Source organism: Aestuariivita boseongensis (assembly GCF_001262635.1).
GTDB classification, from domain to species: Bacteria; Pseudomonadota; Alphaproteobacteria; order Rhodobacterales; family Rhodobacteraceae; genus Aestuariivita; species Aestuariivita boseongensis.
This window is the reverse complement of sequence record NZ_JXYH01000015.1, coordinates 1-17019: the sequence shown is the minus strand read 5'-3', so window position 1 is coordinate 17019 and position 17019 is coordinate 1. Positions and strand designations below refer to the sequence as shown.

Below are 17019 nucleotides of genomic sequence, written 5' to 3'. Positions count from 1 at the left end.
ATATGGTTGCCCAATCAGGCAAGGACCTTCTGGTGAAGGTGGATATGACCGGTGGTGGTCAGTTCGAAACAATCGCAGGGCTGCGCGCCACGAGGGTGAGCTTCAACGCCGAAAGTGTGGATGTCACCAGCCTGGAAAGCCAGGGCGGCTGGCGCGAGCTGCTGTCTGGTGCGGGGGTCAAATCGGCCGCCATTTCGGGATCGGGCGTGTTCAAGGATCAGGGCACCGATGAGCGCGCGCGGCAGTTGTTCTTTGACGGAGAAACGCCTGCATTTCAGGTGATCATCCCGGATTTCGGCATTGTGGAAGGCCCGTTTCAGGTGACCTCGATCGAATATGCGGGAACGCATAACGGCGAGGCGACCTATGAGATGGCGCTGGCCAGTGCCGGGGCGCTGACATTTACGGCGCTGTGATCTGATGGCCAATCCATGGAGCGGAGAGGTCACGCTGACCATCGACGGCAAGCCGCGGCTTTTGCGGCTGACCCTTGGGGCTTTGGCCGCGCTTGAGGCGCGGCTGCAGACCGGGTCGCTGGTGGCGCTGGTAGAACGGTTCGAAAGCGGCGGATTTTCGGCGGCGGATGTGCTGGCGCTGCTTGAGGCCGCTTTGGTGGGCGGTGGCAATCCGATGGAGGCAGAGCAGCTGGCCCAGGCTGAGATTGACGGCGGCCCCATAGGCGCGGCGCGCGCGGCAGCAGCGGTACTGGCAGGTGCGTTCATTGTGCCGGGAGAGACGGCATGAGCGGGTTCGCATGGCCCCAGCTGATGCGTGCGGGGATGCAGGGGTTACGGCTGCCTCCTGATCAGTTCTGGGCGCTGACGCCTGCGGAACTGGCGCTGATGCTGGGGCAAGGCGGAGGACGCGCGCCCATGACACGGGCGGGGCTTGAGGCGTTGCAGGACGCTTATCCCGACAGAGTTAAGGAGAGCGGTGATGGATGAGACGAGCGGGATTGAGCACCTGGAGATCGCATCAGAAGGCCTGAGCGACAGCCTGGGGACGGCCTCGTCCATGGCGGCGAGCTTTGATGGGGAACTCAAGCGGATCCGGGAAAGCTTTGCCGCGACAGGCAAGGATGCCGCGACGCTGGAGCGGGGCTTGTCGCGCGGATTGCGCCAGGCCTTTGACGGGGTGGTCTTTGACGGCGACAAGCTGTCGGATGCGCTGAGCGGGCTGGCACGATCGATTTCGAACACCGTCTATTCCGCCGCGATGCGGCCGATCACCAACCATTTCGGCGGTATGATCGCCGGGGGCGTGTCGAACCTGATGGAGGGGATCCTGCCATTTGCGGATGGGGGCACGTTTTCTCAAGGCCGGGTGATGCCCTTTGCCTCGGGCGGGATTGTGCAGGGGCCCACGATGTTTCCCATGCGTGGCGGGCTTGGCCTGATGGGCGAGGCCGGTCCTGAGGCGATTATGCCTTTGGCGCGTGGGGCCGATGGCAAGCTGGGTGTGCGCGGATCGGGGGGCACCACGAATGTGGTGATCAATGTCAGCACGCCGGATGTGCAGAGTTTTCAACGCAGCCAGGGCCAGATCGCCGCGCAGATGTCGCGCGCGCTGGGCCGTGGCAATCGCAATCGCTGATCGGAGGGCAAGCCCATGAATTTTCACGAGGTGCGGTTTCCTGCGTCGCTGAGCTTTGGGTCAATCGGGGGGCCGGAGCGGCGCACGGATGTGGTGACGCTGGCCAATGGTTTTGAGGAACGCAACACGCCCTGGGCGCATTCACGCAGGCGCTATGATGCCGGGCTGGGGATGCGGTCGCTGGATGATGTGGAAACTCTGATCGCCTTTTTCGAGGCGCGGCGCGGGCAGATGTATGCGTTTCGCTGGAAGGATTGGGCGGATTACAAATCCGGCCCTGCGAAAGAAGAGTTGACCTATCAGGATCAGGTCATTGCGCTGGGCAATGGGGTGCAGACGGGGTTTCAATTGGTCAAGACCTATCGGTCGGGGGAGTTTTCCTATGCGCGCCCGATTGCCAAGCCGGTGGCTGGCACCGTGCGGATCGGGGTGGAGCAGGATGAGATGCAGGAGGGCGTCGATTATGAGGTCGATGTGACTTCCGGCATGGTGACGTTCAACCGGCCGCCGGATCAGGACATGGCGGTGACGGCGGGGTTCGAGTTTGACGTTCCTGTGCGGTTTGACACCGATCGCATTCAGACCAGCGTGGCCAGTTTTCAGGCCGGCGACGTGCCCAATGTACCTGTGGTGGAGGTTCGGGTCTGATGGGGCTGCCGTTGGAATTGCAGGCGCATCTGCAGGGGGGCGAGACGACGCTGTGCCGCTGTTGGGCGATCACGCGCCGGGATGGCGTGACCTTTGGATTTACCGATCACGATCTGCCGTTGAATTTCGAAGGCGTCAGCTTCAAGCCCGATACCGGGCTTACGGCCTATGCGGTGCAGCAGTCCACCGGGCTTTCGGTGGACAATACCGAAGCGCTGGGCGTGCTGAGCGATGCCGGGCTGCGCGAGGCCGATATCGAAGCCGGGCGCTTTGATGGGGCGGAGGTGAGGGCGTGGTTGGTGAATTGGGCTGAACCGGATCAGCGGTGGCTGCAATTCCGGGGCTCCATCGGGGAGATCAAGCGCGCGGGCGGGGCGTTTGAGGCCGAGCTGCGGGGTTTGACCGAGGCGCTGAATGCGCCGATGGGGCGGGCCTATCAGAAACCCTGTACGGCTGTTCTGGGCGACAGGCAATGTCGGTTCGATCTGAGCCAGGCCGGCTATTCCCACGAGATCGCGGTGGACAGGATCACCGCGGACGGTGCGCTGCAATGGGACGGGCTGGATGGCTTCCTGCCGGACTGGTTCGCGCGGGGGCGTTTGAATGTGCTGAGTGGTGCCGCACAGGGACTTTGGGCTGCGATCAAGGCCGATCAGCAGACGGATGCGGGCCGCGAGATCGTTCTTTGGTCACCCTTGCGCGCACGGCTTCAGCCCGGCGATCTGGTGCAGTTGCAGGCAGGCTGTGACAAGCGGTCGGAAACCTGCCGCCAGAAATTCGACAATTATCTGAATTATCAGGGCTTTCCGGATATCCCCGGAGAAGACTGGTTGGTGGCTGTGCCGCGATCGGGCAATCCCAATACCGGGGGGAGCCGGCGATGAATCGCCCCGACATCGTGGAAGAAGCGCGGCGGTGGCTGGGCACGCCCTATCTGCATCAGGCGGCGCGTTGCCAGGCGGGGGCCGATTGTCTGGGGCTTGTGCGCGGTGTGTGGCGGTCCGCTCTGGGACACGAGCCCGAAGCGGTGCCTGCCTATTCGATGGACTGGTCCGAACCGCAGGGGGCAGAGCGGCTGTGGCAGGCGGCGAGCCGCCATCTGCTGCCCAAGGCGCTGTCTGATGAGGAGTTAGGGGATGTGATCCTGTTTCGGATGCGCGCGGGGTCGGTGGCCAAGCATCTTGGGATCGTCTCGGGCCTGTCTGAGCGGGCGTCTTTTATCCATGCCTATTCCGGCCGCGGTGTTGTTGAAAGCCCGCTGAGCCAGCCCTGGCGGCGGCGCATCGTGGCACGTTTTGCATTTCCAATGGAGGCCTCGTAATGGCGACATTGCTTTTATCCGCAGCCGGTGCTGCCATTGGCGGGTCTATCGGGGGCACGGTTCTGGGGCTTTCATCCGTTGCCATCGGGCGGGCTGTGGGGGCCACAATCGGCAAGGCGATTGATCAGCGGTTGCTGGGGTCCGGTTCTGACCCCGTCGAAGTGGGCCGCGTGGATCGGTTTCGCCTGACCGGGGCCAGCGAGGGTACGGCCATCGCCCGCAGCTTTGGACGCGTGCGGTTGGGCGGACAGGTGATTTGGGCGTCGGATTTTCTTGAGACAGTCGCAACCAGTGGTGGCGGCGGTAAAGGCCGGCCGCCGCAGCCTCAGGTGACGCAGTTCAGCTATACCGTCAGCCTTGCCATTGCGCTGTGCGAGGGTGAGATTTCCTCGGTGTCGCGCGTCTGGGCCGATGGGGAAGAGGTGTCGCTGCGTGATCTGAACATGACCGTCTATACCGGGTCCGATGACCAGTTGCCCGATCCGCTGATGGAGGCGGTCGAAGGCGCGGGCCAGGTTCCGGCCTATCGCGGGACGGCCTATGTGGTGATGGAGGCGGTTGATCTGGGGCGGTTCGGCAACCGGGTGCCACAGTTTTCATTCGAGATCACGCGGCCCATTTCGGCTGAAGCCGAGGAGGCGGCAACGTCGATGCCGCACGGTGTCAAAGGCGTCGCACTGGTGCCGGGGACGGGGGAATACGCGCTGGCGACGACGCCGGTTTATTACTCGGATCAGCCGGGCAGCACCTGGGCGGCCAATCTCAACAGCCCGTCGGGGCTGACGGATTTCGAAACATCCTTTACCGCCCTTCGGGAGGAGGCGCCGAATTGCGAGGCGGCCTCGCTGGTTGTGTGCTGGTTCGGGGATGATCTGCGCTGTGGATCCTGCACGCTGGTGCCGAAGGTCGAGACCGACAAGGCCGAGGGGCAGGCGATGCCGTGGAGCGTGTCGGGCCTGAGCCGTGGGCAGGCAGATGTGCTGGAAGAGGTGGACGGGCGACCTGTTTACGGGGGCACGCCGGCTGATGCGTCGGTTGTGGAAGCGATCCGGCATATGCGTGACGCGGGCAAGAGGGTGCTGTTTTACCCGTTCATCCTGATGGATCAGGTTGGGGGCAATGGTCTGCCTGACCCCTATTCCGGCGCAACCGATCAACCCGCTTTGCCCTGGCGGGGGCGCATCACGCTCAGCACCGCGCCGGGGCGGCCCGGGTCGCCCGACGGCACGGCGCAGGCCGATCAGGAAGTTGCGGATTTCTTTGGCACTGCGCAGGCGTCCGATTTCATCGTGGGCAATGGTGTGGTCACCTATGTCGGCAATCCAAATGACTGGGGGATGCGGCGGTTCATCCTGCATTACGCGGCCCTGTGTGCAGCTGCCGGGGGGATCGACAGCTTCGCCATCGGCACGGAAATGCGGGGGCTGACCTGGATTCGAGGTGCAGGCAATGCCTTCACGGCGGTGGAGCAATTCCGCGCGCTGGCTGCAGAGGTGCGCGTTCTGCTGCCCGAGGCGCAGATCGGCTATGCCGCCGATTGGTCGGAATATTTCGGATATCAGCCTCAAGATGGCAGCGGGGATCGGTATTTTCACCTCGACCCGCTGTGGGGCGATGCCAACATAGATTTCGTGGGCATCGACAACTACATCCCGCTGTCCGATTGGCGGGAAGGGCGCGATCATGCGGATGCGGCGCTGTGGCCGTCGATTTACGATCTGGACTATCTGAAAGCCAATATTCAGGGCGGGGAGGGGTATGACTGGTTCTACCACTCGGCCGAGGCGCGGGAGGCGCAGATCCGCACGCCAATCGAGGATGGCGCAGGCGGGGAGCCCTGGATTTACCGTTACAAGGACATCCGCAACTGGTGGGAGAACGCCCATTTCGAGAGGGTTGGCGGTGTGCGATCGCAAACGCCCACGGCGTGGGAGCCGCGCAGCAAGCCCATCTGGTTCACCGAGCTGGGCTGTGGTGCGGTGGACAAGGGGACAAACCAGCCTAACAAGTTTCTGGATCCCAAATCCTCGGAAAGCTCTTTGCCGCTTTATTCGAACGGGCAGCGGGATGATTTCATCCAGGCGCAGTACTTGCGCGCGATGTATGAATACTGGGGCATGGCGGAGAACAATCCGGAGGCTGATCTTTACGCCGGTCGGATGGTCGATATGGCGAATGCCTATGTCTGGGCATGGGACACGCGGCCGTTTCCGTTCTTTCCCAACAACCTGGCGCAGTGGAGCGACGGGCTGAATTACCTGCGCGGCCATTGGATCAATGGCCGGGTGTCCTCGCGCAGCCTGGCATCTGTGGTGGCCGAGATTTGCGAGCGCGCCGGTGTGGCGGCCTTTGATGTGAGCGCGCTGAAGGGGATGGTGCGTGGCTATGGCGTGGATCAGGTGGCGGATGGGCGCAGCGAGTTGCAGCCGCTGATGCTGGCTTATGGGTTTGACGCGGTCGAACGGGATGGACGGCTGATCTTTCAGATGCGCGGGGAGGCCGAGGCGGTGCCGGTCGAGCCAGATCTGCTGGCCATGTCAGAGGAAATTGCGGGCGGCGTTGCCCGTGCGCGGGAGACGGATGCAGAGCTGGCCGGTCGCGTGCGGCTGCGGTTTGTCGAAACCGAAGGTGATCACGCCATTCAATCAGAGGAAGCGGTGCCACCGGATGAGGCGACCCATGCGGTATCGTCCAGCGAAACGGCGCTGGCCCTGACCCGCGGCGAGGCGCGCAGGATCGTGGAGCGCTGGCTGATTGAATCGCGGGTTGCGCGGGATACGATCCGCTTTGCCCTGCCGCCGTCGCGGCTGGATATCGGGGCGGGGGATATCGTGTCGATTCCCGGTACGGATGGTCTGGCCGATGAGATCTATCGTGTGGACCGGGTGGAGCAGGCCGGGTCGCGAGTGCTGGACGCGGTGCGAATCGAACCTTCGGTTTATGATCCGGCCTCGTTCGAGGAGGGGCTGGCCGCCACGCGGGCCTTTGTGCCGCCGGTTCCGGTGCAGCCGCTGTTTCTGGACCTGCCGCTGATCACCGGGGACGAGGTGCCCCATGCGCCGCATCTGGCGACCACGGCCTCGCCCTGGCCGGGATCGGTGGCGGTGTGGAGTTCGGATCGGCCGGAGGATTTCCGGCAGGATCTGCTGGTTACCCAGCGGTCGGTGATTGGTCGAACGAAGACCCAGCTGTCGCGCGCAAGGCCTGGTGTGTGGGATAATGGCGCGGCGCTGGAGGTCGAGCTGCTTCACGGCGCTTTGGAAAGCAGGCCCCTGTCCTCGGTTCTGAACGGGGCGAATCTGGCCGCGATTGGCGATGGTACGCCGGGCAATTGGGAGCTGTTTCAGTTTCAGACTGCCGATGTCATCGGACCGGGCACCTATTGGCTGTCGGGGCGGTTGCGCGGGCAGTTGGGCAGTGATGCGCTGATGCCGGATTTGTGGCCGGAGGGGTCGTGGGTCGTCTTGCTGAATGGGGCGCCTGAACAGATCCCGCTGAGTGCGGCAGAGCGTCGGATCGCGAAGTATTTCCGGATCGGACCTGCGCTGAGGCCGGTGGATGATCCATCCTATGTGGAGAGGGTCGAGGCCTTCGACGGCAACGGATTGCGGCCGTTGTCGCCCGTGCATCTGCGGACAACTCAGGATCCGGGCGGGGCGCTGGATCTGAGCTGGATCCGCCGTACGCGGGTGGATGGCGACAGTTGGGACGTGCCCGAGGTGCCGCTGGGTGAGGAACGCGAGGCCTATCTGGTGCGGGTCTTCCAGAATGACACGTTGTTGCGTGAGGTCGAGGTCACGGCACCCGCATGGCGTTATGAACTGGCAGATCAGACGGCGGATGGGGCCGCGGGCGCGCTGCGGTTCGAGGTTGCGCAGATCTCGGCCCGCTATGGCGCGGGGTTGTTCGGGCGCGTGACGGCGATGCTGTGATGCGAAGGGTGCATTATGCCGATGTATCTTCCGCCGCGCGGGCCTTGATGATGGTTCCTGCGCCCGACCGGGTGGCGGTTTGTGATGGATTTCTGCGCCGTGCGGCGCGGGCCGACAGGTATCGGCAGTTTACCGGAAAGGCACATCCGCTGTGGGGGACAGGGTCTTTGATGGAAGTGGCGCGCTGGCATCCGATGCCGCCCGAGCCGGGCTTTGACAATCCCGCTTACTGCGCGGCGATGCGGGTGGTGTTGGGCTGTTTGCAGCGCCGTGCGTTCAGCCGGACGCGCAGCTGACGCAGCGTGTCGCGGCCGGATCGAGCCTGAGGCGGGGGAGGGGAATGTCCTCTCCGCAATCTTCGCAATAGCCGTATTCGCCATCCTCCATCGCTGCCAGCGCATGGGTGAGCCGGCGGCGTTCCAGATCGCGACGCGCCTGCTGGGCCTTGGCCATGGCCTGGTTCTGCAGCGCGTCCATGCGGCTGAGACGGCCCACCGACTGCTGATCCAGCGTGACCACTGACTGGCCTTCCGCGCCAAGGGCGTCTTCGCGTGCGATCTCGTCAATTCGGGCCATGATCAGGGCTCGCATCTGGGCTCGTTCGGCGTCATTCATTTTCGTGATTATTCCGATCACAGGTTTGCGTTTGGTCAATTATCGCCTAAGTGAGTAACCTGAGGCGAGAAAAAGGATGACCGCCATGGCTGAGACACGCGCAAAAATCAGATCTGTCGACCCGGTTTGGGATCGCATCACCGAAGAGGCCCGCGACGCGGTGGCGACCGAGCCGCTGATGGGCGGTCTGGTTCACGCCTGTATCCTGCACCACAAATCCATTGAAAAGGCGCTGAGCTATCGCGTGGCGGCCAAGCTGGCCTCGAACGAGATGTCGATGGTGATCCTGCGCGAGATCGCGGATGAGGCCTATGCCCAATCGCCCGAACTGGTCGAGGCGGCGCGCGCCGATCTGGTGGCGGTGTACGAACGTGACCCCGCCTGCCACCGTTTGTTGCAGCCCATCCTGTATTTCAAAGGCTATCAGGCGATGCAGGCTTATCGCATCGGCCACTGGCTGTGGGAGCGGGGCAAATACGATCTGGCGTATTTCTTCCAGATGCGCATTTCCGAGATTTTCGGTGTGGATATCCACCCCGCAGCCCGCATCGGCAAGGGCATCATGATCGACCACGCCCATTCCATCGTTATCGGGGAAACGGCTGTGGTGGGCGACAATGTGTCGATGCTGCATTCGGTCACGCTGGGCGGGACCGGCAAGGAAGAAGAGGACCGACATCCCAAGATCGAAGATGGTGTGCTGATTGGGGCCGGGGCCAAGGTTCTGGGCAATATCCGCATCGGGCATTGCTCGCGCATTGCCGCCGGTTCTGTGGTTTTGGAAGATGTGCCGCCCTGCAAAACGGTGGCGGGCATCCCGGCCAAGATCGTCGGAGAGGCGGGCTGTGACCAGCCGGCAGTGTCCATGAACCACATGCTGGGAAAAGATAGCTGATCTTTCCCTAAATCGGGAATAACGTCCCTGAATGCGCGCTCGCCTCTGGCCTGCGCGCATATTTTGTTCTTATGGTTAACGCCTCTGCGACAGTTGAAAGGGGCGTAACATGGGAATTCGACAAACCTCGGGCCGGGGGCGGCTTTATGACAGCGTGCTGGATACGGTCGGGGATACACCGGCGATCCGGATCAATCGCATCGCGCCAAAAAACGTGACCGTCTATGTGAAATTTGAGGCCTTCAATCCGGCGGGATCGGTGAAGGATAGGCTGGCGCTGAACATCATCGAAGCGGCTGAGCGCGACGGGCGGCTGAAGCCAGGTCAGACGGTGGTTGAGGCGACCTCGGGCAATACGGGGATTGGGTTGGCGATGGTCTGTGCCGCGAAGGGGTATCCTTTGGTGGTGACCATGGCGGAAAGTTTTTCTGTCGAACGGCGAAAGCTGATGCGCTTTCTGGGGGCCAAGGTGGTGCTGACGCCGAAGGAAAAGAAGGGCTTTGGCATGTATCAGAAGGCCAAGGAACTGGCGGAGGCGAACGGGTGGTTCCTGGCCTCGCAATTCGAGACGCCGGATAATGCGGATATGCACGCCAGCACGACCGCGCGGGAGATCCTGGGGGATTTTGACGGGCAGCGGTTGGATTACATCGTCACCGGTTATGGTACGGGCGGGACCGTGTCGGGGATAGGTCGCGTGCTGAAGGCCGAGCGACCAGATGTGAAGCTGATCCTGACGGAGCCCGCGAACGCGGCGATTGTCGGGTCGGGCTATGTGAATACCCGCAACGAGGATCATCAGCCCACCGAAGGGCATCCCCATTTTCAGCCGCACCCGATCCAGGGCTGGACGCCGGATTTCATCCCTTGGGTGCTACAAGAGACGCTGGATAAGGGCTATCACGATGAGCTGATCCCGGTGGCGGGGCCGGACGGGATTGCGTGGTCAAAGCGTTTGGCGGCGGAAGAGGGGATCTTTACCGGGATTTCCGGTGGGTCGACTTTTGCGATTTCTATGAAGATCGCGGAAACCGCGCCGGAGGGATCGGTGATCTTGTGCATGCTGCCCGATACCGGAGAGCGGTATCTGTCGACGCCATTGTTTGAAGGCGTGGCCGAAGAGATGACCGAGGAGGAGATAGCCCTGTCGCAATCCACTCCGGGATATCAAATGGGGTAAAAGGAAAGCCGGGCTGAGGCGCCCGGCTTATTTTTTTCTTTCGGGAGCTGCGCTCCCGTTTTGGGTATTTTTCGCCAGAAAGAAGCAGGGCCTCAGGCGAGCATCACCATCGGGTTTTCCAGATTGTCGACGATGGCTTGCAGGAGCTCGGCCCCCAGCGCGCCGTCGATGACCCGGTGATCGACCGAGAGGGTGACGGACATCACCGTGGCCACCGTCAACTCACCGTCTTTGCCGACGACGGGTTTCTTCACGCCTGCACCCACCGCGAGGATCGCGCCGTGGGGCGGGTTGATGACCGCGTCGAAATTGTCGATGCCGAACATGCCAAGGTTCGAGATTGCAAAGCTGCCGCCCTGGTATTCATGCGGCGCGAGCTTGCGGTCGCGGGCGCGGGTGGCGAGGTCTTTCATCTCGGTCGACAGGGCCGAGAGGGATTTCATCTCTGCATCTTTCAGGACAGGGGTGAAAAGGCCGCCTTCGATCGCCACGGCCACGGCCACGTCTGAGGGTTTCAGGCGCAGCATGCGGTCGCCGGCCCAGACGGAGTTGGCGGCGGGCACCTGTTGCAGCGCCAGCGCGCAGGCCTTGATGATGAAGTCGTTGACCGACAGTTTCACACCGCGGCTTTCCAGCTGCTTGTTCAGATCGCCCCGGAATTTCAGCAGCGCATCGAGCTGAATGTCGCGGCGCAGGTAGAAATGCGGGATGGTCTGTTTGGCCTCGGTCAGGCGCGAGGCCACGGTTTTGCGCATGCCGTCGAGGGGGACTTCCTCGAATTCGCGGCCGTCGTACATTTTCAGCACCTGGTCTGCTGCGGGGCCGGTGGGCATGGCGGCGGCTGCGGGTGCTGCTTTGGCGGAGGGTGCCTCTGCTGCGGCAGGGGCGGCGGCGGGTTGGGCCGTGGCGCCTTCCACATCGGCCTTGATGATGCGGCCATGGGGGCCGGAGCCGGTGATCTGCGCCAGATCCAAGCCTTTGTCAGCGGCGATGCGACGGGCGAGCGGGGTTGCGAAGATGCGCTCGCCGTCTTTTTTGGGCGCGGCGGGGGCCGGAGCTGCGGCTGGCGCAGGCGCCTCGGCCGCTTTGGGCGCTTCGGCGGCAGGGGCCGGGGCAGCGGCGGGCGCGCTGCCGATATCGTCTGCGCTTTCGCCCTCTTCCAGCAGAACCGCGATGGGGCTGTTGACCTTCACCCCTTCGGTGCCTTCGGGCACAAGGATCTTGCCGATCACGCCTTCGTCGACGGCTTCGAATTCCATCGTGGCCTTGTCGGTTTCGATCTCGGCCAGCAGATCGCCGGAGGAGACAGTGTCGCCTTCTTTCACCAGCCATTTGGCAAGGGTGCCTTCCTCCATCGTGGGGGACAGGGCGGGCATGAGGATTTCTGTAGGCATTCTCTGCGCTCCTTACCGGTAGGTGACTTTTTTGACGGCCTCGATCACCTCGTCGGTGGTCACAAGCGCCAGTTTTTCGAGGTTCGCGGCATAGGGCATGGGCACGTCCTTGCCGGTCAGGTTGATCACCGGCGCGTCGAGATAGTCAAACGCCTCCTGCATGATGACCGAGCTGATGTAATTGCCGACCGAGCTTTGCGGCCAGCCTTCTTCGACGGTCACGCAGCGGTTGGTCTTCATCACCGATTTCAGGATGGTCGCCGTGTCCATCGGGCGGATCGTGCGCAGGTCAATGACCTCGGCCGAGATGCCTTCTTCTGCAAGTTTATCAGCGGCTTGCAGGGCATATTGCATGCCGATGCCAAAGCTGACGATGGTCACATCATCGCCTTCGCGCCAGATGCGGGCCTTGCCGAAGGGAATGGTGAAATCGTCGATATCGGGCACGTCGAAGGTGCGGCCATAGAGGATTTCGTTTTCCAGGAAGATCACCGGGTTGGGATCGCGGATCGCGGTTTTCAGAAGGCCCTTCGCGTCAGAGGCCGAATAGGGCATCACGACCTTGAGGCCTGGAATGTGGCTGTACCATGCCGCGTAATCCTGGCTGTGTTGCGCGCCCACGCGGGCGGCGGCACCGTTGGGGCCACGGAAGACCATGGGCGCGCCCATCTGGCCGCCGGACATGTAAAGTGTTTTGGCGGCAGAGTTGATGATCTGGTCAATCGCCTGCATGGCGAAGTTGAAGGTCATGAATTCCACAATCGGGCGCAGACCGCCAAAAGCCGCACCCACCGCGATACCGGCAAAGCCGTGTTCGGTGATGGGCGTGTCGATCACGCGTTTGGGGCCAAACTCGTCCAGCAACCCTTGGGAGACCTTGTAGGCGCCCTGGTATTCGGCGACCTCTTCCCCCTTCAGATAAACCGTCTCGTCCCGGCGCATTTCTTCGGCCATGGCGTCGCGCAGCGCTTCGCGGACGGTTTGCTGTTTCATCGGTGTGCCTTCGGGCCAGTCAGGCGTCAGGTCCGGTTCGGGGATGTTGGCCGGGGCCGGGCTTGCCGCTGTGGCCGGGGAGGACGCTTTGCCTTCCTCGCCAGAGAGGGCCGCCGGGGCAGGGGCGGTGGAGGCGTCGACCGCCTCGGGCACGTCTTCGCCTTCTTCGACCAGAATGGCGATGGCGGTGTTCACTTTCACCCCTTCGGTGCCTTCGGGGACGAGGATCTTGCCGATCACGCCTTCATCGACGGCTTCAAATTCCATCGTGGCCTTGTCGGTTTCAATTTCAGCCATGATGTCGCCGGAAGAGACGGTGTCGCCCTCCTTGACCAGCCATTTTGCGAGTGTGCCTTCTTCCATGGTGGGCGAGAGGGCGGGCATCAGGATTTCGGTTGCCATTGTTCTTATCTCCCTCAGGCGTTCTGCGGCGCTGTTTCGGCGTAAATGTCGGTCCAAAGCTCATCAAGCGCGGGCTCGGGGCTTTCCTTGGCAAACTCGGCCGAGGCATTCACGATTTCTTTGATTTCCTTGTCGATGGCCTTCAGGTCATCTTCCGAGGCGTGTTTGCCGGTCAGCAGCAATTCGCGGACCTGTTCGATCGGGTCGCGTTCGTCGCGCATTTTCTGCACTTCCTCGCGGGTCCGGTACTTGGCCGGGTCCGACATGGAGTGGCCGCGATAGCGATAGGTTTTGATTTCCAGGATGTAGGGGCCTTTGCCGGACCGGCAGTGGGCCACGGCCTTTTCGCTGGCTTCCTTGACGGCAAGCACATCCATGCCGTCGACCGCTTCACCGGGAATGCCGAATGCGGCGCCACGTGTGTAAAGCTCGGGCGTGGAGGTGGAGCGTTTCTGGGCGGTGCCCATGGCGTATTGGTTGTTCTCGATCACGAAGATCACCGGAAGCTGCCAGAGCGCGGCCATGTTGAAGGTCTCGTAAATCTGGCCCTGGTTGGCGGCACCATCGCCGAAATAGGCGAATGTGACGCGCCCGTTTTCAAGGTATTTGTCAGCAAAGGCGAGGCCCGCGCCGATGGGCACCTGCGCACCCACGATGCCGTGGCCGCCATAGAAATGCTTCTCTTTCGAGAACATGTGCATGGAGCCGCCCTTGCCGCGGGAATAGCCGCCCTCGCGGCCCGTCAGTTCGGCCATGACGCCGTTGGGGTCCATACCGCAGGCCAGCATGTGGCCGTGGTCGCGATAGGAGGTAACGCGCTTGTCGCCTTCTTCTGCAGCGGCCTCGAGGCCCACCACAACCGCTTCCTGACCGATATAGAGGTGGCAGAACCCGCCGATCAGGCCCATGCCGTAAAGCTGACCCGCTTTTTCTTCGAATCGCCGGATGAGCAGCATGTCGCGGTAATAGGCTTTCAGTTCCTCGGCGGAAACATTTGGTTTCTTTGTAGTTTTTCGCGCTGCCATGGCGTGGGGGCTCCCTCTCTGGCGAGATAGTTTAGCGTTAAACTATTCCATAAAGGATTTGTTGCTTTGATGCGAGGGATATTATGACGCGGGGGCAGGGTTGGAAGATTCCGGGTGAAATCGCGGGAAAAAGAAGGGGTTTCCATGCCGCAACCGTGGCTTGGGGGGATCTGTGCCCTCAAAGAAGCAGGAGCGTTTGAATCGGATTACCGAATGACGATTTCGTCGGCGCGCAGCAGGCCCAGGACCGAGCGGGCCTGTTCATCCAGAAGGTCGAGGTCGAGGAAATTGTCCGACAGGCGCAGGGTCAGGTTTTCCATCCGTGCCAGTTCGGCCTGAAGACGGTCGAGGTCGCGGGCGACATCGCGGGTTTCGGCCTGGATCTCGGCCCGGCGGAACAGACCGAAATCTCCCTGCACGGCGGCAAAGGTGAAATAGATGCTCAGCGCGAAGGCGGCTGAGAAAAAGATCAGCGTCCCGAAGCTGGGTCTGTTGGATCTGGTCACTGCGTTCTGCCTCTGATGCGGTCTCTGACGGACTGCTGAGAGGCACTATGACATAGGTGATTCGCGCTGTGAATCCCCGATTTGAACAGGGCGCGCGATTATTCCGTCTGAGTCAAAGCGGCCACACCCGGCAGGGTCTTGCCCTCCATCCATTCAAGGAACGCGCCCCCGGCAGTGGAGATATAGGTGAAATCATGGGCCGCCCCCGCCATGTTCAACGCCGCGACCGTATCGCCGCCGCCGGCGACGGTGACAAGCTGGCCGGCCTTGGTCATCGCGGCGGCTTTGCGCGCGGCGGCGAAGGTGGCGGTTCCGAAGGGGGCAATTTCAAATGCACCGAGGGGGCCGTTCCAGATCAGGGTGCGGGCCTGCTCCATCAGAGCGTTGATGCGCGTGACGCTTTCCGGCCCGGTATCGAGGATCATGGCATCCGAAGGGCAGGCGGTGGCGGCGCAGGTCTCATGCGGGGCATTCTCGCGGAACTCGCGGGCGACGACCACATCGGTGGGCAGCACGATCTCGCACCCGGTCTTTTCAGCCTTGGTGAGGATATCGGCAGCAGTGTCGGTCATGTCATGCTCCGCCAGCGATTTGCCCACGTCGATGCCCTGGGCGGCAAGGAAGGTGTTGGCCATACCGCCGCCGATCACCAGATGGTCGACTTTTTCGACCAGGTTCGACAGCAGATCGAGCTTGGTCGACACCTTGGCCCCGCCCACCACGGCAATAAGCGGGCGTTCCGGCTTGCCAAGCGCGGCTTCCAGCGCCACCAGTTCGGCCTGCATCAGCCGGCCGGCACAAGAAGGCAGCAAATGCGCGACACCAGTGGTCGAGGCATGGGCCCGGTGTGCGCAGGAGAAGGCGTCGTTGCAATATATATCGGCTAGCGCCGCAAAATCGCGCGCGAGGTCCGGGTCATTCTTTTCCTCGCCCGCATAAAAGCGCGTGTTCTCCAACAGCAGGACAGAGCCGTCGGCCAGGCTGTCGGCCGCCGCCTGGGCTGCCGGGCCGCGGCAATCGGCGGCAAAAACCACCGGCACACCAAAGGCGGCTTCGATCGCAGGGACGAGTTTGCGCAGCGACATCTCGGGGACGTGTTTGCCCTTGGGGCGGCCGAAATGGGACAGGAGGATCGGCTTGCCGCCGGCGTTCAGGATATCGCGCACGGTCGGAACAAGGCGCTGGATACGGGTGTCGTCGGTGACCGTGTCACCTTCCAGTGGAACATTCAGATCGACGCGCACCAGAACCCGTTTGCCCGCCAGATCCATCTGGTCCAATGTCTGCCACCCCATCTGTCATCCCCTCATGCAGCCTCGTTTTCCGCCGCCCCCTGTCCAATGAATCCGCCCCGGCGTCAATGGATAGCTTGGCAATTGCGACATTGGGTTTTACCTATCAGCCCAACAGACCAAAAAGGAGAGCCAGATGGCCGAGATCAAAGACCCCGAAAACACCATCCTGATGGAGCTGAAAGGCGGCACTGTCGTGATCGAGCTTTTGCCGGATATCGCGCCCCAGCACTGCGCGCGGATGAAGGAACTGGCGCGGGCCGGACAATATGACAATGTGGCCTTTCACCGGGTGATCGACGGCTTCATGGCGCAGACGGGCGATGTGAAGAACGGCAATATGGAAGCGGGTTTCAACCTGCGTATGGCCGGCACTGGCGGATCGGACCTGCCGGATCTGCCGGCGGAGTTTTCCGGGATCCCCCATGATCGTGGTACGTTGGGCGCTGCACGCTCGGCCAATCCCAACAGCGCGAACAGCCAGTTCTTCATCAATTTCTCGGATAACCATTTCCTGAACCGGCAATACACCGTCTATGGCCGCGTGATCGACGGGATGGAGCATGTGGACGCCATTACCCGTGGTGAGCCGCCGGCGGAGCCCGATCGCATGATCAGCGTGAAGGTGGCCGCCGATGCATAAGCTGGCGCTGGTCTTTGCGCTGTTGGCGGCGGGGCCTGCGGCGGCCACGGGCATCGAGATCACTGTTGAAGGGGCGCATACCTCGGGTGTGATCAAGATCGACCTGCTGGAGGATGTGGCCCCCGGACATGCGGAGCGGATCGTCACCCTGGCTGAACAGGGGTTTTACGATAACGTCTATTTTCACCGTGTGATCGACGGGTTCATGGCGCAGACCGGTGATGGTGAATTTGGCAAGGTCGAGGCCGAGCGGATTCGGCGCGCCGGGACCGGCGGTTCGGACCTGCCGGATCTGAAGGCGGAATTTTCGGATATTCCGTTTGATCGCGGTGTTGTGGGCATGGCGCGCTCATCGAGCCCTGACAGTGCGAACAGCCAGTTCTTCATCATGTTTGACAAGGGCTATTTCCTGAACGGGCAATATACCGTGGTCGGCCGTGTGACCGACGGGTTCGACGTGCTGGACAACATTAAGCGTGGAGACGGCAGCACGCTGGAGATCACCGGAGAGCCGGATGTGATGACGAAGGTCGTCGTCACCGAATAAGGTTTCGCCGCGCCTTGCGGCGCGACGACCGAC

The 17019-nt window shown here is 62.4% G+C and carries 19 protein-coding genes; 13 read left to right on the top strand and 6 right to left on the bottom strand.

The annotated features are described in order from the left end of the window. Nucleotides 1-2: 2 nt before the first annotated feature. From TR61_RS08045 to TR61_RS08005, 9 genes are read left to right on the top strand one after another with little or no spacing between them, the layout of a single operon-like run. Complete coding sequence (locus TR61_RS08045; RefSeq protein WP_050929413.1) at nucleotides 3-416, top strand: phage major tail protein, TP901-1 family; 414 nt, start codon at nucleotides 3-5, stop codon at nucleotides 414-416. Between the two features lie 4 nt (nucleotides 417-420). Then, a complete protein-coding gene (locus tag TR61_RS08040; RefSeq protein WP_050929412.1) occupies nucleotides 421-744 on the top strand; it encodes a gene transfer agent family protein in 324 nt (107 codons plus the stop codon). After that, nucleotides 741-944: a rcc01693 family protein gene (locus TR61_RS08035; RefSeq protein ID WP_050929411.1), complete on the top strand. Its 204-nt coding sequence runs from the start codon at nucleotides 741-743 to the stop codon at nucleotides 942-944. The genes TR61_RS08040 and TR61_RS08035 overlap by 4 nt, the downstream gene beginning before the upstream one ends. Next, nucleotides 937-1593 carry a phage tail tape measure protein gene (locus TR61_RS08030; RefSeq protein ID WP_050929410.1) on the top strand — a complete coding sequence of 219 codons (657 nt, stop codon included), beginning with the start codon at nucleotides 937-939 and terminating at the stop codon, nucleotides 1591-1593. The genes TR61_RS08035 and TR61_RS08030 overlap by 8 nt, the downstream gene beginning before the upstream one ends. Before the next feature lie 15 nt (nucleotides 1594-1608). Continuing rightward, nucleotides 1609-2241: a DUF2460 domain-containing protein gene (locus TR61_RS08025; protein WP_050929409.1), complete on the top strand. Its 633-nt coding sequence runs from the start codon at nucleotides 1609-1611 to the stop codon at nucleotides 2239-2241. Beyond that, on the top strand, nucleotides 2241-3125 hold the full coding sequence (locus TR61_RS08020) for a DUF2163 domain-containing protein (protein WP_082181884.1): 885 nt from the start codon (nucleotides 2241-2243) through the stop codon (nucleotides 3123-3125). Before TR61_RS08025 ends, TR61_RS08020 begins: the two co-directional genes overlap by 1 nt. Next, on the top strand, nucleotides 3122-3562 hold the full coding sequence (locus tag TR61_RS08015; protein ID WP_050929407.1) for an NlpC/P60 family protein: 441 nt from the start codon (nucleotides 3122-3124) through the stop codon (nucleotides 3560-3562). The genes TR61_RS08020 and TR61_RS08015 overlap by 4 nt, the downstream gene beginning before the upstream one ends. Next, nucleotides 3562-7494, top strand: a complete 3933-nt coding sequence (locus tag TR61_RS08010; RefSeq protein WP_050929406.1) for a baseplate multidomain protein megatron — start codon at nucleotides 3562-3564, stop codon at nucleotides 7492-7494. Before TR61_RS08015 ends, TR61_RS08010 begins: the two co-directional genes overlap by 1 nt. After that, on the top strand, nucleotides 7494-7790 hold the full coding sequence (locus TR61_RS08005) for a DUF7742 family protein (RefSeq protein WP_050929405.1): 297 nt from the start codon (nucleotides 7494-7496) through the stop codon (nucleotides 7788-7790). Before TR61_RS08010 ends, TR61_RS08005 begins: the two co-directional genes overlap by 1 nt. Here the strand turns inward: TR61_RS08005 and TR61_RS08000 are convergent. Further along, a complete protein-coding gene (locus tag TR61_RS08000; RefSeq protein WP_245626845.1) occupies nucleotides 7771-8070 on the bottom strand; it encodes a TraR/DksA family transcriptional regulator in 300 nt (99 codons plus the stop codon). The genes TR61_RS08005 and TR61_RS08000 overlap by 20 nt on opposite strands. A 124-nt stretch (nucleotides 8071-8194) precedes the next feature. Here TR61_RS08000 and cysE point away from each other — a divergent pair, with 124 nt between their 5' ends. Further along, nucleotides 8195-9004: a serine O-acetyltransferase gene (cysE, locus tag TR61_RS07995; RefSeq protein ID WP_050929517.1), complete on the top strand. Its 810-nt coding sequence runs from the start codon at nucleotides 8195-8197 to the stop codon at nucleotides 9002-9004. A gap of 109 nt (nucleotides 9005-9113) precedes the next feature. Beyond that, entirely contained in the window at nucleotides 9114-10184 is a 1071-nt protein-coding gene (locus TR61_RS07990) for a PLP-dependent cysteine synthase family protein (RefSeq protein ID WP_050929403.1), read from the top strand. Nucleotides 10185-10276: 92 nt separating this feature from the next. Here the strand turns inward: TR61_RS07990 and TR61_RS07985 are convergent, their stop codons facing one another. The 5 genes from TR61_RS07985 to TR61_RS07965 all read right to left on the bottom strand — a co-directional run bounded on the left by TR61_RS07985 (nucleotide 10277) and on the right by TR61_RS07965 (nucleotide 15799). Next, on the bottom strand, nucleotides 10277-11578 hold the full coding sequence (locus TR61_RS07985) for a pyruvate dehydrogenase complex dihydrolipoamide acetyltransferase (protein WP_050929402.1): 1302 nt from the start codon (nucleotides 11576-11578) through the stop codon (nucleotides 10277-10279). 12 nt (nucleotides 11579-11590) lie between these two features. Beyond that, the gene (locus TR61_RS07980; protein ID WP_050929401.1) at nucleotides 11591-12973 is read right to left on the bottom strand and encodes a pyruvate dehydrogenase complex E1 component subunit beta; all 1383 of its coding nucleotides are present in this window, start codon (nucleotides 12971-12973) and stop codon (nucleotides 11591-11593) included. 14 nt (nucleotides 12974-12987) lie between these two features. Further along, nucleotides 12988-13998: a pyruvate dehydrogenase (acetyl-transferring) E1 component subunit alpha gene (pdhA, locus tag TR61_RS07975; protein ID WP_050929400.1), complete on the bottom strand. Its 1011-nt coding sequence runs from the start codon at nucleotides 13996-13998 to the stop codon at nucleotides 12988-12990. A 206-nt stretch (nucleotides 13999-14204) separates the two neighbouring features. Then, nucleotides 14205-14504, bottom strand: a complete 300-nt coding sequence (locus TR61_RS07970; protein WP_050929399.1) for an FtsB family cell division protein — start codon at nucleotides 14502-14504, stop codon at nucleotides 14205-14207. Nucleotides 14505-14602: 98 nt separating this feature from the next. Further along, entirely contained in the window at nucleotides 14603-15799 is a 1197-nt protein-coding gene (locus TR61_RS07965; RefSeq protein ID WP_050929398.1) for a phosphoglycerate kinase, read from the bottom strand. A gap of 133 nt (nucleotides 15800-15932) precedes the next feature. Here TR61_RS07965 and TR61_RS07960 point away from each other — a divergent pair, with 133 nt between their 5' ends. Together TR61_RS07960 and TR61_RS07955 are read left to right on the top strand one after the other, a co-directional pair. Then, nucleotides 15933-16439 carry a peptidylprolyl isomerase gene (locus TR61_RS07960; RefSeq protein WP_050929397.1) on the top strand — a complete coding sequence of 169 codons (507 nt, stop codon included), beginning with the start codon at nucleotides 15933-15935 and terminating at the stop codon, nucleotides 16437-16439. Further along, nucleotides 16432-16986, top strand: a complete 555-nt coding sequence (locus tag TR61_RS07955; protein ID WP_050929396.1) for a peptidylprolyl isomerase — start codon at nucleotides 16432-16434, stop codon at nucleotides 16984-16986. Before TR61_RS07960 ends, TR61_RS07955 begins: the two co-directional genes overlap by 8 nt. The last annotated feature ends 33 nt before the right edge of the window (nucleotides 16987-17019 follow it).